The organism is Escherichia sp. MAL-1 (assembly GCF_052948035.1).
Map to the genome: position 1 here is coordinate 182918 of NZ_CM129609.1, position 15530 is coordinate 198447.

12 protein-coding genes and 2 pseudogenes are annotated in these 15530 nt (G+C 53.9%); 12 read left to right on the top strand and 2 right to left on the bottom strand.

The annotated features are described in order from the left end of the window. Positions 1 to 8: 8 nt before the first annotated feature. From dppB to dppF, 4 genes are read left to right on the top strand one after another with little or no spacing between them, the layout of a single operon-like run. Positions 9 to 1028 carry a dipeptide ABC transporter permease DppB gene (dppB, locus tag ACU8XX_RS00875; RefSeq protein WP_000938855.1) on the top strand — a complete coding sequence of 340 codons (1020 nt, stop codon included), beginning with the start codon at positions 9 to 11 and terminating at the stop codon, positions 1026 to 1028. A 9-nt stretch (positions 1029 to 1037) separates the two neighbouring features. Beyond that, a complete protein-coding gene (gene dppC, locus ACU8XX_RS00880) occupies positions 1038 to 1940 on the top strand; it encodes a dipeptide ABC transporter permease DppC (RefSeq protein ID WP_000084677.1) in 903 nt (300 codons plus the stop codon). A gap of 10 nt (positions 1941 to 1950) precedes the next feature. Then, on the top strand, positions 1951 to 2934 hold the full coding sequence (dppD, locus tag ACU8XX_RS00885; protein ID WP_001196486.1) for a dipeptide ABC transporter ATP-binding protein: 984 nt from the start codon (positions 1951 to 1953) through the stop codon (positions 2932 to 2934). Next, positions 2931 to 3935 (top strand): dipeptide ABC transporter ATP-binding subunit DppF, encoded by a 1005-nt coding sequence (gene dppF, locus ACU8XX_RS00890; RefSeq protein WP_000107012.1) that lies wholly within the window; start codon positions 2931 to 2933, stop codon positions 3933 to 3935. Before dppD ends, dppF begins: the two co-directional genes overlap by 4 nt. A 29-nt stretch (positions 3936 to 3964) precedes the next feature. Here dppF and ACU8XX_RS00895 read toward each other — a convergent pair whose 3' ends face one another. Further along, the gene (locus ACU8XX_RS00895) at positions 3965 to 5236 is read right to left on the bottom strand and encodes an aromatic amino acid transport family protein (protein ID WP_001295225.1); all 1272 of its coding nucleotides are present in this window, start codon (positions 5234 to 5236) and stop codon (positions 3965 to 3967) included. 475 nt (positions 5237 to 5711) lie between these two features. Between ACU8XX_RS00895 and ACU8XX_RS00900 the strand changes: the two genes are divergently transcribed. The 4 genes from ACU8XX_RS00900 (at position 5712) to ldrD (ending at position 7268) form a co-directional block, all read left to right on the top strand. Further along, the gene (locus ACU8XX_RS00900; protein WP_001295224.1) at positions 5712 to 5819 is read left to right on the top strand and encodes a type I toxin-antitoxin system toxin Ldr family protein; all 108 of its coding nucleotides are present in this window, start codon (positions 5712 to 5714) and stop codon (positions 5817 to 5819) included. A 375-nt stretch (positions 5820 to 6194) separates the two neighbouring features. Beyond that, complete coding sequence (locus ACU8XX_RS00905; RefSeq protein ID WP_001295224.1) at positions 6195 to 6302, top strand: type I toxin-antitoxin system toxin Ldr family protein; 108 nt, start codon at positions 6195 to 6197, stop codon at positions 6300 to 6302. Between the two features lie 375 nt (positions 6303 to 6677). Next, positions 6678 to 6785 (top strand): type I toxin-antitoxin system toxin Ldr family protein, encoded by a 108-nt coding sequence (locus ACU8XX_RS00910; RefSeq protein ID WP_001295224.1) that lies wholly within the window; start codon positions 6678 to 6680, stop codon positions 6783 to 6785. Positions 6786 to 7160: 375 nt separating this feature from the next. After that, positions 7161 to 7268, top strand: coding sequence for a type I toxin-antitoxin system toxic polypeptide LdrD (gene ldrD, locus ACU8XX_RS00915; RefSeq protein WP_000141634.1), 108 nt, complete (start codon positions 7161 to 7163; stop codon positions 7266 to 7268). Positions 7269 to 7354: 86 nt separating this feature from the next. Here the strand turns inward: ldrD and bcsG are convergent. Continuing rightward, positions 7355 to 8929, bottom strand: a pseudogene (gene bcsG, locus ACU8XX_RS00920) (cellulose biosynthesis protein BcsG); the annotation flags it as partial. A gap of 56 nt (positions 8930 to 8985) precedes the next feature. Here bcsG and ACU8XX_RS00925 point away from each other — a divergent pair. The 4 genes and pseudogenes from ACU8XX_RS00925 (at position 8986) to dctA (ending at position 15482) form a co-directional block, all read left to right on the top strand. Then, positions 8986 to 9683, top strand: a protein-coding gene (locus ACU8XX_RS00925; RefSeq protein ID WP_103215986.1) for an IS1-like element IS1A family transposase whose coding sequence is annotated in 2 segments (ribosomal slippage) — positions 8986 to 9235 and positions 9235 to 9683 — 699 coding nt in all. Because the reading frame shifts where the segments join, the coding sequence is not laid out codon by codon here. Between the two features lie 16 nt (positions 9684 to 9699). After that, a pseudogene (gene bcsC, locus ACU8XX_RS00930) lies at positions 9700 to 11943 on the top strand (cellulose synthase complex outer membrane protein BcsC); the annotation flags it as partial. 81 nt (positions 11944 to 12024) lie between these two features. Continuing rightward, positions 12025 to 14013 (top strand): biofilm formation regulator HmsP, encoded by a 1989-nt coding sequence (gene hmsP / locus ACU8XX_RS00935; protein WP_001266293.1) that lies wholly within the window; start codon positions 12025 to 12027, stop codon positions 14011 to 14013. A 182-nt stretch (positions 14014 to 14195) separates the two neighbouring features. Next, positions 14196 to 15482, top strand: coding sequence for a C4-dicarboxylate transporter DctC (gene dctA, locus ACU8XX_RS00940; protein WP_016241693.1), 1287 nt, complete (start codon positions 14196 to 14198; stop codon positions 15480 to 15482). The last annotated feature ends 48 nt before the right edge of the window (positions 15483 to 15530 follow it).

A 15530-nucleotide genomic window follows, 5' to 3' on the forward strand; every position in this document is an offset into this window, starting at 1 on the left:
TCCGGGTTATGTTGCAGTTTATTCTCCGACGTTTGGGACTCGTCATCCCCACGTTTATCGGTATTACCCTTCTCACATTTGCCTTTGTCCACATGATCCCGGGCGATCCGGTGATGATCATGGCGGGCGAACGTGGGATCTCCCCAGAGCGTCACGCGCAGCTGCTGGCTGAACTCGGCTTAGATAAACCGATGTGGCAGCAGTATCTCCATTACATTTGGGGCGTTATGCATGGCGATCTAGGCATTTCAATGAAAAGCCGCATCCCGGTTTGGGAAGAGTTCGTGCCGCGCTTCCAGGCCACGCTGGAACTTGGCGTCTGCGCGATGATTTTTGCTACGGCAGTCGGTATTCCGGTCGGCGTGCTGGCTGCGGTTAAACGCGGTTCCATTTTCGATCACACAGCGGTTGGCCTGGCGCTGACAGGTTATTCAATGCCTATCTTCTGGTGGGGCATGATGCTGATCATGCTGGTTTCGGTGCACTGGAACCTGACGCCCGTCTCCGGTCGCGTGAGCGATATGGTGTTCCTCGATGACTCCAATCCGTTAACCGGTTTTATGCTAATCGACACCGCCATCTGGGGTGAAGACGGCAACTTTATCGATGCCGTCGCCCATATGATCTTGCCTGCCATTGTGCTGGGTACTATTCCGCTGGCGGTCATTGTGCGTATGACACGCTCCTCGATGCTGGAAGTGCTGGGCGAGGATTACATCCGCACCGCGCGCGCCAAAGGGCTAACCCGCATGCGGGTGATTATCGTCCATGCGCTGCGTAACGCGATGCTGCCGGTGGTGACCGTTATCGGCCTGCAGGTGGGAACATTGCTGGCGGGGGCGATTCTGACCGAAACCATCTTCTCGTGGCCCGGTCTGGGACGCTGGTTGATTGACGCACTGCAACGCCGCGACTATCCGGTAGTGCAGGGCGGCGTATTGCTGGTGGCGACGATGATTATCCTCGTCAACTTGCTGGTCGATCTGCTGTACGGCGTGGTGAACCCGCGTATTCGTCATAAGAAGTAAGGGGACATCATGTCACAGGTTACTGAAAATAAAGTGATTAGCGCACCGGTGCCGATGACCCCGTTACAGGAGTTCTGGCACTATTTTAAACGCAACAAAGGCGCGGTCGTCGGGCTGGTTTACGTCGTCATCGTGCTGTTCATCGCGATCTTTGCCAACTGGATTGCACCCTATAACCCGGCGGAACAGTTCCGCGATGCACTGCTCGCCCCGCCAGCCTGGCAGGAAGGCGGCAGCATGGCGCACTTGCTGGGCACCGATGACGTAGGCCGTGATGTGCTGTCGCGCCTGATGTACGGTGCGCGCCTGTCGCTGCTGGTTGGCTGTCTGGTAGTTGTGTTATCGCTGATTATGGGCGTTATTCTCGGCCTGATCGCCGGTTACTTTGGCGGCCTGGTCGATAACATCATTATGCGCGTGGTCGATATCATGCTGGCGCTGCCAAGTCTGCTGCTGGCGCTGGTGCTGGTGGCAATTTTCGGCCCGTCGATTGGTAACGCCGCGCTGGCACTGACCTTCGTTGCCTTGCCGCACTATGTGCGCTTAACCCGCGCCGCCGTGCTGGTGGAAGTTAACCGCGATTACGTCACCGCGTCTCGCGTGGCGGGTGCCGGGGCGATGCGTCAGATGTTTATTAACATCTTCCCGAACTGCCTTGCGCCGCTGATTGTTCAGGCGTCGCTCGGTTTCTCTAACGCCATTCTCGATATGGCTGCTCTTGGTTTCCTCGGCATGGGGGCACAGCCGCCAACGCCTGAGTGGGGCACCATGCTCTCCGACGTGTTGCAGTTCGCGCAAAGCGCCTGGTGGGTCGTGACCTTCCCGGGTCTGGCGATCCTGCTGACGGTGCTGGCATTTAACCTGATGGGTGACGGTCTGCGTGACGCGCTCGATCCCAAACTGAAGCAGTAAGAGGTTCGAGATGGCGTTATTAAATGTAGATAAATTATCGGTGCATTTCGGCGACGAAAGCGCGCCGTTCCGCGCCGTAGACCGCATCAGCTACAGCGTAAAACAGGGCGAAGTGGTCGGGATTGTGGGTGAGTCCGGCTCCGGTAAGTCGGTCAGTTCACTGGCGATTATGGGGCTGATTGATTATCCGGGCCGCGTAATGGCAGAAAAACTGGAGTTTAACGGCCAGGATTTGCAGCGTATCTCAGAAAAAGAGCGCCGCAACCTGGTGGGTGCCGAAGTGGCGATGATCTTCCAGGACCCGATGACCAGCCTTAACCCGTGCTACACCGTGGGTTTCCAGATTATGGAAGCGATTAAGGTGCATCAGGGCGGCAACAAAAGTACCCGCCGTCAGCGAGCGATTGACCTGCTGAATCAGGTCGGTATTCCCGATCCGGCATCGCGTCTGGATGTTTACCCGCATCAGCTTTCCGGCGGCATGAGCCAGCGCGTGATGATCGCCATGGCGATTGCCTGTCGGCCAAAACTGCTGATTGCCGATGAACCGACCACCGCGCTGGACGTGACCATTCAGGCGCAAATCATCGAACTACTGCTGGAGCTACAGCAGAAAGAGAACATGGCGCTGGTGTTAATTACCCATGACCTGGCGCTGGTGGCGGAAGCGGCACATAAAATCATCGTGATGTATGCAGGCCAGGTGGTGGAAACCGGTGATGCGCACGCCATCTTCCATGCGCCGCGTCACCCGTATACTCAGGCATTGCTGCGTGCGCTGCCAGAATTTGCTCAGGACAAAGAACGTCTGGCGTCGTTGCCAGGTGTCGTTCCCGGCAAGTACGACCGCCCGAACGGCTGCCTGCTTAACCCGCGCTGCCCCTATGCCACTGACAGATGTCGCGCTGAAGAACCGGCGCTGAATATGCTCGCTGACGGGCGTCAGTCCAAATGCCATTACCCACTTGATGATGCCGGGAGGCCGACACTATGAGTACGCAAGAGGCCACCCTGCAACAACCGCTGTTGCAGGCTATCGACCTGAAAAAACATTATCCGGTGAAGAAAGGCATGTTCGCGCCGGAACGTCTGGTTAAAGCGCTGGATGGCGTTTCGTTTAACCTTGAACGTGGCAAAACGCTGGCAGTAGTGGGCGAATCTGGCTGCGGTAAATCGACCCTCGGTCGGTTGCTGACGATGATTGAAATGCCCACCGGTGGCGAGCTGTATTACCAGGGGCAGGATCTGCTTAAGCACGATCCGCAGGCGCAGAAGCTGCGTCGGCAGAAAATCCAGATCGTCTTCCAGAACCCTTACGGTTCGCTGAATCCGCGTAAAAAAGTCGGGCAAATTCTTGAAGAGCCGCTGCTGATCAACACCAGCTTAAGCAAAGAACAGCGTCGGGAAAAAGCCCTGTCGATGATGGCGAAAGTCGGCCTGAAAACCGAGCACTATGACCGCTATCCGCATATGTTCTCCGGCGGTCAGCGTCAGCGTATCGCCATCGCCCGTGGTCTGATGCTCGACCCGGATGTGGTGATTGCCGATGAACCGGTTTCCGCGCTGGATGTTTCAGTGCGCGCGCAGGTGCTGAATCTGATGATGGATTTGCAGCAGGAGTTGGGGCTGTCTTATGTCTTTATCTCCCACGACCTGTCGGTGGTGGAGCACATTGCTGATGAAGTGATGGTGATGTACCTGGGCCGCTGCGTGGAGAAGGGAACGAAAGACCAAATCTTCAATAACCCGCGCCATCCGTACACTCAGGCGCTACTTTCCGCGACGCCGCGCCTGAACCCGGACGATCGCCGCGAGCGCATCAAGCTCAGCGGTGAACTACCAAGCCCACTGAATCCACCGCCGGGTTGCGCCTTCAACGCCCGCTGTCGTCGGCGCTTCGGCCCCTGCACCCAGTTGCAGCCGCAGCTAAAAGACTACGGCGGTCAACTGGTAGCTTGTTTTGCGGTTGATCAGGATGAAAATCCGCAGCGTTAACTCACAAAACCGGGGCCATGCGCTCCGGTTTACTCAATCAGCTTCAACAGTGGCGACAAGCATAGCAAAATGCCGTACAGCAGAATCAGCCAGGCTTTAAATCCGCGAAGTTTTTCCAGTTGTGCGACTTTATAGATCAGGAAAAACGGAATGAGGCACGACACAATACCATATAACGGGCTTCCCAACTGAAAGAACACCAGCACCGATACACGAAACGAAACCCAAATCGTCAACGTAATGACGATAAAAGCGCAGATCGCCAGAGTCAGCACGCGTGAGTTAATTTTCTTGGTATCAATAATTCGGCTTAACAGATTGAGAATAATGCCTTTAATGGCCTCGTGGAAACCGAGATAAATGCCAAAGAATGCGGTCAGTACGGCAAAGATATTAAGCACCGTAGAGGTGATATGAATGATATGCCCAGGGATCACCTGCGCGGCCAGCGCCAGTGCTGAGATATTTTGTTCAAAGGCAGAAACGGCTTCTTCGTGGCTAATTGAGAAGGTAAACGAAAAGGCAAAAAACAGGATCACCGCGATGAGCGTGATATAACTAATTCGGTGGGTACGCAGCGCGAGCCGGGTTGCCAGTACTTTATCCGCTTCCCGTTTACGATAGGCAATATTCATTGGGTTAAGTACCTGAATAAATACTGCAGAAAAGAAGCAAAATGGAATGGTAAGCAAGACATCGCGGAAAAAGACGGAGGCTTGCGGGAAGGCGGTTATATTGGCGAAATTCCAGTGCGGGATCATCGCAAAACCGAACACGACAATAATCCCTACTTTGACCACCACCATTGGCCCGGAAATCTTAAACAGTAATCGTTCACCACCAGACGCAATCGCCACCAGTACGGCGAAAATAGCGACTTTATAAAGTAGAGATTGTGAAAGATCGGCATCGGTTAAACCGAAGGTTTTCAGGTACGAGGCGCTGTCGAAAACCACGGAGAGAGAGTAGATAAAAATCCCGTGGATAATCATCAAAAAGTAGATAACCCCGAGGAAAATTCCCCAGTTCTTCCCCAGGTAATGACTGATAATATCGGTGTAGTCATTACAGGAATCGCTTTCAGAAAGGGTTTTTAAATAAATGTCCTGCACTACCCAGGTGGCAGGATAAGCAATGATCGCTGCGGTAATAAATACCCAAATTCCCTTCAAGCCAATTTGTACTGGCATCAGCACGGTTCCGGCACCAATCGCCATGCCTATGCATAATAAAACCCAGCCGAAGTCGTAGCGTGTAAACGGCAATTTCTGATTGTGTTTCGATAGTGTGTTGTGCTGCATAAAGTCCTGTCCAGAAAGAAGTCGGCCTCGCAAAAATGAATAAACCCAGTTTCTCTTGCGCAACAGGTGGAGAAGTCGAATACGCAGTATGTAAAAAATGAGGCAACAGATTCACTGGGGAGGTCGCGAGGAGGCGCAATTCTACAAAATTGCGCATTTCACTACCAGTCTGGAGTCAGCCCGGATATGAACTGCAACTATTGCAAATAAAGAAATTAAGCTGGAAGGCATCGCGCAATGAGGAAGATTGCCGGGTGCTGACAGTAAAAAGCAATCGTAGAATCAGCGGCAAGCCGGAAAGGTTCCGGTGAGGCGCAATGTTGCGGGGGCTTTATCCCTGGTGGCATTGGTTGCTGGAGAGAGAAAACCCCCGCACGTTGCAGGTATGCACCTGACAACATCACGGGGGCTAATCTTGAACCCAAACAACTCAAGAATAGCCGCGAAACGTTGGCATTACAACACAGGCGGCTATATGACGCTCGCAGAACTGGGCATGGCCTTCTGGCATGATTTAGCGGCTCCGGTCATTGCTGGCATTCTTGCCAGTATGATCGTGAACTGGCTGAATAAGCGGAAGTAACGTGTCATGCGGGCGTCAGGCTGCCGTAATGGCAATTTGCGCCCGGACCAGGCCGCAGGGGTGAAACTCTGCGGCCTTTTTCGTAAGAAAAATGCAACGGTTGCAAGCGGATAATATTCTGCGGAATGCGCAGCACAGAGTGAAGATGAGACGGATTCCGGAACAGAAAAACAGTCGTAGAATCAGCGTCAAGCCGGAAGGATTCCGGTGAGGCGCAATGTTGCGGGGGCTTAATCCCTGGTGGCATTGGTTGCTGGAGAGAGAAAACCCCCGCACGTTGCAGGTATGCACCTGACAACACCACGGGGGCCATTCTTGCATCCAAACAATACAAGAATAGCCGCGAAACGTTGTCATTACAATACAGGCGGCTATATGACGCTCGCAGAACTGGGCATGGCCTTCTGGCATGATTTAGCGGCTCCGGTCATTGCTGGTATTCTTGCCAGTATGATCGTGAACTGGCTGAACAAGCGGAAGTAACGTGCCATGCGGGCGTCAGGCTGCCGTAATGGCAATTTGCGCCCGGATCAGGCCGCAGGGGTGAAACTCTGCGGCCTTTTTCGTAAGAAAAATGCAACGGTTGCAAGCGGATAATATTCTGCGGAATGCGCAGCACAGAGTGAAGACGTGACGGATTCCGGAACAGAAAAACAGTCGTAGAATCAGCGTCAAGCCGGAAGGGTTCCGGTGAGGCGCAATGTTGCGGGGGCTTTATCCCTGGTGGCATTGGTTGCTGGAGAGAGAAAACCCCCGCACGTTGCAGGTATGCACCTGACAACATCACGGGGGCCATTCTTGAACCTGAACAACTCAAGAATAGCCGCGAAACGTTGTCATTACAACACAGGCGGCTATATGACGCTCGCAGAACTGGGCATGGCCTTCTGGCATGATTTAGCGGCTCCGGTCATTGCTGGCATTCTTGCCAGTATGATCGTGAACTGGCTGAACAAGCGGAAGTAACGTGTCATGCGGGCGTCAGGCTGCCGTAATGGCAATTTGCGCCCGAACCAGGCCGCAGGGGTGAAACTCTGCGGCCTTTTTCGTAAGAAAAATGCAACGGTTGCAAGCGGATAATATTCTGCGGAATGCGCAGCACAGAGTGAAGACGTGACGGATTCCGGAACAGAAAAACAGTCGTAGAATCAGCGGCAAGCCGGAAAGGTTCCGGTGAGGCGCAATGTTGCGGGGGCTTTATCCCTGGTGGCATTGGTTGCTGGAGAGAGAAAACCCCCGCACGTTGCAGGTATGCACCTGACAACACCACGGGGGCTAATCTTGACTCTAGACCACTCAAGAATAGCCGCGAAACGTTGTCATTACAACACAGGCGGCTATATGACGTTCGCAGAGCTGGGCATGGCCTTCTGGCATGATTTAGCGGCTCCGGTCATTGCTGGCATTCTTGCCAGTATGATCGTGAACTGGCTGAACAAGCGGAAGTAACGTGTCATGCGGGCGTCAGGCTGCCGTAATGGCAATTTGCGCCCGGACCAGGCCGCAGGGGGGAAACTCTGCGGCCTTTTTCGTTCTTACTGCGGGTAAGGCACCCAGTCGCCGCCGTTCAGGCGAACGTACGGTTTATCCTGGTATTGAATAACTACTGCATTTGAGTTCTCGGAGACCGGTGCTGTTTGTGGCAACCCACTGGTGAGTTTTTTCCAGTCAACATTGTCTTCGGTGAAAATCTTGCCATCGAGAACGCGAACCACCAGATCGGAGATAGCCAGGAAGCTGCTCGGTTGTTCGATGACAATCGGTGCCCCCTGATGCGGTGCCTTCATGCCGAAGAATTTCACCCCAACGGGGACGTCGGTGATAGACGGGCTAGGGATATCACGTAGGCCAGATACCTGCATTCTGTCGCCCTTCAGCGCGCCGCCGTGTTCCGGCACCACGACCACCATCACTTTACGACCCGATTTCTCAAGTTCAGTAAAGAAGGCGTCCAGTTCATCAAAGAATTTCTGCGCCCGCGCTTTGTAATCCGCTGTTTTGCTGACCCCCGGATAATGGTTGCCGTCATGCAGTGGAAGCGTGTTGTAGAACGTGGCACTACGGCTGTTTTTATCTTTTTCGGTAACGTCCAGCCAGCGGTTAAGCACAGCGGTATCGTCATAAACCGGCGAACCATCAAAGCCCAGCAAAATAACCGGCAGATTTGTTTGATCCATCAATTCGCTCTGCATGCCGCCATTTTCGCGAACTTCTTTCAAAAAACCGCCGAACTGGCCGTTATGTCCCATCATCAGGTGCTGGGTAAAGCCCAGTTTCGAAAGGTTATCAAACAGATAGCAGTCGTTATTTGCCGGTTGATACAGATTAGTGTGCGAAGTCTGCCCGCAGCTGGCGCGCAGTAAACGGATCGCCGCCGGGCCACTGTAGGAGGTGGCGGAGTTAAAGTTCTTGAACTCAATATCGAAATGCGACCACAGTGGATGCGACATCAACCCGGCGGCTTCTATATCCGACCAGGAAAGCGAACAGATGTTAATCACCAGTAGTTCAAATGGCTGAGCATCAGCGGGCAGCGAAGACGGGAAGGTCGATTTACGTTTCGCCTCCGCGTTATAGAAATTATTCAGCCAGGCGTTAAGGTTCGCCGTTGTTGGCGGTGCAGTTTGTGCGGGCATATCACCCACTACCGGTGCGCCACCCGTCGCCGCAACGGTTGCCGCTGCGTTACCACCCGTCGTTGTTACAGTGGTCGTCGGTTGTCCGGCTGGCCACAAGGAGAAACTTGGTCCCGCCAGGGTAAGTACGTTCAGCCATAGCAGTATGGCAACCACAAAAACGGTAATGCGAATCCATTGTGACAGGAATAACCAGGCCACTAATAAAACAAAAATGGCCCCAATCATCTGCCAGTTAATAAAGCGTGTGACAAGGTCGATTAAATAATCGGTACTGAACCCCGCCACCTGCGAACCCTGGCTCATTATGCTTTCCGGGCCAGGCAACCAGGTGTCATGCCAGAACAAAGCAAAGCCGATCGGCAGGGCAATCCAGTGGCGCAAGCGATGCAGGCTGTAGCGCGGAAGGGGCATCAGCAGAAACGCGGCAAACACCAAATTGAGGAGCGGATGGAAGTTAAGATATCCCGCCCACGGTGATGCTGCCAACTTACTGATTTAGTGTATGATGGTGTTTTTGAGGTGCTCCAGTGGCTTCTGTTTCTATCAGCTGTCCCTCCTGTTCAGCTACTGACGGGGTGGTGCGTAACGGCAAAAGCACCGCCGGACATCAGCGCTATCTCTGCTCTCACTGCCGTAAAACATGGCAACTGCAGTTCACTTACACCGCTTCTCAACCCGGTACGCACCAGAAAATCATTGATATGGCCATGAATGGCGTTGGATGCCGGGCAACAGCCCGCATTATGGGCGTTGGCCTCAACACGATTTTACGTCACTTAAAAAACTCAGGCCGCAGTCGGTAACCTCGCGCATACAGCCGGGCAGTGACGTCATCGTCTGCGCGGAAATGGACGAACAGTGGGGCTATGTCGGGGCTAAATCGCGCCAGCGCTGGCTGTTTTACGCGTATGACAGGCTCCGGAAGACGGTTGTTGCGCACGTATTCGGTGAACGCACTATGGCGACGCTGGGGCGTCTTATGAGCCTGCTGTCACCCTTTGACGTGGTGATATGGATGACGGATGGCTGGCCGCTGTATGAATCCCGCCTGAAGGGAAAGCTGCACGTAATCAGCAAGCGATATACGCAGCGAATTGAGCGGCATAACCTGAATCTGAGGCAGCACCTGGCACGGCTGGGACGGAAGTCGCTGTCGTTCTCAAAATCGGTGGAGCTGCATGACAAAGTCATCGGGCATTATCTGAACATAAAACACTATCAATAAGTTGGAGTCATTACCGACCTTGCGTATGGACAGCGGCAACACTAACGCCGTGCGCGGGCTGGCAAATATTTACCGCCAGCAATCGCCAGAAAAAGCTGAAGCGTTTATCGCCTCGCTCTCTGCCAGTCAGCGGCGTAGCATTGATGATATCGAACGCAGCCTGCAAAACGACCGTCTGGCACAGCAGGCAGAGGCACTGGAAAACCAGGGCAAATGGGCGCAGGCGGCAGCACTTCAGCGGCAACGACTGGCGCTGGACCCCGGCAGTGTATGGATTACTTACCGACTTTCGCAGGATCTCTGGCAGGCCGGACAACGCAGCCAGGCCGATACGTTAATGCGCAATCTGGCGCAGCAGAAGCCGAATGACCCGGAGCAGGTTTACGCTTACGGGCTGTATCTCTCTGGTCATGACCAGGACAGAGCGGCGCTGGCGCATATCAACAGCCTGCCGCGTGCGCAGTGGAACAGCAATATTCAGGAGCTGGTTAATCGACTGCAAAGCGATCAGGTGCTGGAAACCGCTAACCGCCTGCGAGAAAGCGGCAAAGAGGCAGAAGCGGAAGCGATGCTGCGCCAGCAACCACCTTCCACGCGTATTGACCTCACGCTGGCTGACTGGGCGCAACAACGACGTGATTACACCGCCGCCCGCGCTGCATATCAGAATGTCCTGACGCGGGAGCCAGCTAACGCCGACGCCATTCTTGGTCTGACGGAAGTGGATATTGCTGCCGGTGACAAAGCGGCGGCACGTAGCCAGCTGGCGAAACTGCCCGCTACCGATAACGCCTCGCTGAACACACAGCGGCGCGTGGCGCTGGCACAGGCGCAGCTTGGCGATACCGCAGCAGTGCAGCGGACGTTTAATAAGTTGATCCCGCAGGCAAAATCTCAGCCACCGTCGATGGAAAGCGCGATGGTGCTGCGTGATGGTGCGAAGTTTGAAGCGCAGGCGGGCGATCCAACGCAGGCGCTGGAAACCTACAAAGACGCCATGGTCGCATCCGGTGTGACTACGACGCGTCCGCAGGATAACGACACCTTTACCCGACTGACCCGTAACGACGAGAAAGATGACTGGCTGAAACGTGGCGTGCGCAGCGATGCGGCGGACCTCTATCGCCAGCAGGATCTTAACGTCACCCTTGAGCACGATTACTGGGGTTCGAGCGGCACCGGTGGTTACTCCGATCTGAAAGCGCACACTACCATGTTGCAGGTGGATGCGCCGTATTCTGACGGGCGGATGTTCTTTCGCAGTGATTTCGTCAATATGAACGTCGGCAGTTTCTCCACTAATGCCGATGGCAAATGGGATGACAACTGGGGCACCTGTACATTACAGGACTGTAGCGGCAACCGCAGCCAGTCGGACTCCGGTGCCAGCGTGGCGGTCGGCTGGCGAAATGACGTCTGGAGCTGGGATATCGGTACCACGCCGATGGGCTTCAACGTGGTGGATGTGGTCGGCGGCATCAGTTACAGCGATGATATCGGGCCGCTGGGTTACACCGTTAACGCCCACCGTCGGCCCATCTCCAGTTCTTTGCTGGCCTTTGGTGGGCAAAAAGACTCCCCGAGCAATACCGGGAAAAAATGGGGTGGCGTACGTGCCGACGGTGTGGGGCTAAGTCTGAGCTACGATAAAGGTGAAGCAAACGGCGTCTGGGCATCGCTTAGTGGCGACCAGTTAACCGGTAAAAATGTCGAAGATAACTGGCGCGTGCGCTGGATGACGGGCTATTACTATAAGGTCATTAACCAGAACAATCGCCGCGTCACAATCGGCCTGAACAACATGATCTGGCATTACGACAAAGATCTGAGTGGCTACTCACTCGGTCAGGGCGGTTACTACAGTCCGCAGGAATACCTGTCGTTTGCCATACCGGTGATGTGGCGGGAGCGCACGGAAAACTGGTCGTGGGAGCTGGGTGCGTCTGGCTCGTGGTCGCATTCACGCACCAAAACCATGCCGCGTTATCCGCTGATGAATCTGATCCCGACCGACTGGCAGGAAGAAGCTGCGCGGCAATCCAACGATGGCGGCAGCAGTCAGGGCTTCGGCTACACGGCGCGGGCATTACTTGAACGACGTGTTACTTCCAACTGGTTTGTTGGCACGGCAATTGATATCCAGCAGGCGAAAGATTACGCACCCAGCCATTTCCTGCTCTACGTACGTTATTCCGCCGCCGGATGGCAGGGTGACATGGATTTACCGCCGCAGCCGCTGATACCTTACGCCGACTGGTAAGTTTTCAGATAGCGCCTCTCTTAATGCCGCTGCGATCGGGTATACTCGGGCGGCAATCTGGGATTTCCGGGGGGAGACAATTTGCGCGTAAGTCGCTCGTTAACAATCAAGCAGATGGCAATGGTGGCAGCCGTTGTCCTGGTGTTCGTTTTTATTTTTTGCACCGTTTTGCTGTTCCATCTGGTCCAGCAGAATCGCTATAACACGGCTACGCAACTGGAAAGCATTGCTCGCTCTGTCCGCGAACCCTTATCTTCAGCTATTTTGAAAGGCGATATTCCCGAAGCGGAAGCTATTCTTGCCAGCATTAAACCGGCAGGCGTGGTCAGCCGTGCCGATGTAGTGCTGCCTAACCAGTTCCAGGCGCTGCGTAAAAGTTTTATTCCAGAGCGCCCGGTGCCGGTAATGGTTACTCGCCTGTTTGAGCTACCGGTTCAAATCTCGCTGGGCGTTTACTCGCTCGAACGTCCGGCAAACCCGCAGCCAATTGCCTATCTGGTACTACAGGCGGATTCCTTCCGTATGTATAAGTTCGTGATGAGCACCCTCTCAACGTTAGTGACCATTTACTTACTTTTGTCGCTTATCCTGACCGTCGCCATCAGCTGGTGCATTAACCGCCTGATTTTGCATCCGTTACGCAATATTGCTCGCGAACTTAACGCCATCCCAGCCAAGGAGCTTGTTGGTCACCAACTGGCATTACCGCGTCTGCATCAGGACGATGAAATCGGTATGTTGGTGCGCAGTTACAACCTCAACCAGCAATTGCTGCAGCGCCATTATGAAGAACAGAACGAAAATGCGATGCGCTTCCCGGTGTCGGATTTGCCGAACAAAGCCTTGCTGATGGAGATGCTGGAGCAGGTTGTCGCGCGTAAACAAACCACCGCGCTGATGATCATCACCTGTGAAACCCTGCGTGATACTGCGGGCGTGCTGAAAGAGGCGCAACGAGAAATTCTGCTGCTGACGCTGGTGGAAAAACTCAAATCGGTACTGTCGCCACGTATGATCCTCGCGCAGATTAGCGGTTATGACTTTGCTGTCATTGCCAACGGTGTACAGGAACCGTGGCACGCAATCACCTTAGGTCAGCAAGTGCTCACTATCATGAGCGAGCGCCTGCCGATTGAACGTATTCAACTCCGTCCGCACTGTAGCATTGGCGTGGCGATGTTCTACGGCGATCTCACCGCCGAACAGCTTTACAGTCGCGCTATTTCTGCGGCATTTACCGCTCGCCATAAAGGCAAGAATCAGATTCAGTTCTTTGATCCGCAGCAGATGGAAGCCGCCCAGAAGCGGTTGACGGAAGAGAGCGATATCCTTAATGCACTGGAAAATCATCAGTTTGCTATTTGGTTACAGCCACAGGTCGAGATGACCAGCGGTAAACTGGTCAGTGCGGAAGTGTTACTGCGTATCCAGCAACCGGATGGCAGTTGGGACCTGCCGGATGGCTTAATCGATCGCATTGAGTGCTGTGGGCTGATGGTTACCGTCGGTCACTGGGTGCTGGAAGAGTCCTGTCGATTGCTTGCAGCCTGGCAAGAGCGCGGCATTATGCTGCCCTTGTCGGTAAACCTCTCTGCGCTGCAACTGATGCACCCGAATATGGTGGCGGATATGCTGGAACTGTTAACCCGCTATCGCATTCAGCCGGGAACACTGATTCTGGAAGTGACAGAAAGCCGACGTATTGACGACCCTCATGCTGCGGTGGCAATCCTCCGTCCGCTGCGCAATGCCGGAGTTCGGGTGGCGCTGGATGATTTCGGCATGGGCTACGCAGGGCTGCGTCAGCTGCAGCATATGAAATCGTTGCCAATCGACGTACTGAAAATCGACAAAATGTTTGTTGAAGGCTTGCCGGGAGATAGCAGCATGATTGCTGCAATTATCATGCTGGCGCAGAGCCTGAACTTACAAATGATTGCCGAAGGCGTGGAGACTGAAGCACAACGCGACTGGCTGGCAAAAGCGGGCGTTGGTATTGCCCAGGGCTTCCTTTTTGCTCGCCCACTCCCTATTGAAATCTTCGAAGAGAGTTACCTGGAAGAAAAGTAGCTACCCCAAACTGATTACAAAACTTTAAAAAGTGCTGGTTTGTGCGAGCCAGCTCAAACTTTTTAACCTTTTTGTTTCAATTATGATCCAGGTACATTTCTGTGATGTTGTCTGGGTGTTATTTTAAGGCCGCAGGTACCCCATAACCTTACAAGACCTGTGGTTTTACTAAAGGACACCCTATGAAAACCTCTCTGTTTAAAAGCCTTTACTTTCAGGTCCTGACAGCGATAGCCATTGGTATTCTCCTTGGCCATTTCTATCCTGAAATAGGCGAGCAAATGAAACCGCTTGGCGACGGCTTCGTTAAGCTCATTAAGATGATCATCGCTCCTGTCATCTTTTGTACCGTCGTAACGGGCATTGCGGGCATGGAAAGCATGAAGGCGGTCGGTCGTACCGGCGCAGTCGCACTGCTTTACTTTGAAATTGTCAGTACCATCGCGCTGATTATTGGTCTTATCATCGTTAACGTCGTGCAGCCTGGTGCCGGAATGAACGTCGATCCGGCAACGCTTGATGCGAAAGCGGTAGCGGTTTACGCCGATCAGGCGAAAGACCAGGGCATTGTCGCCTTCATTATGGATGTCATCCCGGCGAGCGTCATTGGCGCATTTGCCAGCGGTAACATTCTGCAGGTGCTGCTGTTTGCCGTACTGTTTGGTTTTGCGCTCCACCGTCTGGGCAGCAAAGGCCAACTGATTTTTAACGTCATCGAAAGTTTCTCGCAGGTCATCTTCGGCATCATCAATATGATCATGCGTCTGGCACCTATTGGTGCGTTCGGGGCAATGGCGTTTACCATCGGTAAATACGGCGTCGGCACACTGGTGCAACTGGGGCAGCTGATTATCTGTTTCTACATTACCTGTATCCTGTTTGTGGTGCTGGTATTGGGTTCAATCGCTAAAGCGACTGGTTTCAGTATCTTCAAATTTATCCGCTACATCCGTGAAGAACTGCTGATTGTACTGGGGACTTCATCTTCCGAGTCGGCGCTGCCGCGTATGCTCGACAAGATGGAGAAACTCGGCTGCCGTAAATCGGTGGTGGGGCTGGTCATCCCGACAGGCTACTCGTTTAACCTTGATGGCACATCGATATACCTGACAATGGCGGCGGTGTTTATCGCCCAGGCCACTAACAGTCAGATGGATATCGTCCACCAAATCACGCTGTTAATCGTGTTGCTGCTTTCTTCTAAAGGGGCGGCAGGGGTAACGGGTAGTGGCTTTATCGTGCTGGCGGCGACGCTCTCTGCGGTGGGCCATTTGCCGGTAGCGGGTCTGGCGCTGATCCTCGGTATCGACCGCTTTATGTCAGAAGCTCGTGCGCTGACTAACCTGGTCGGTAACGGCGTAGCGACCATTGTCGTTGCTAAGTGGGTGAAAGAACTGGACCACAAAAAACTGGACGATGTGCTGAATAATCGTGCGACGGATGGCAAAACGCACGAATTATCCTCTTAATCTCATCACTTATGCCCGCACTCCCTTCCCCGAGTGCGGGTGTTTGCG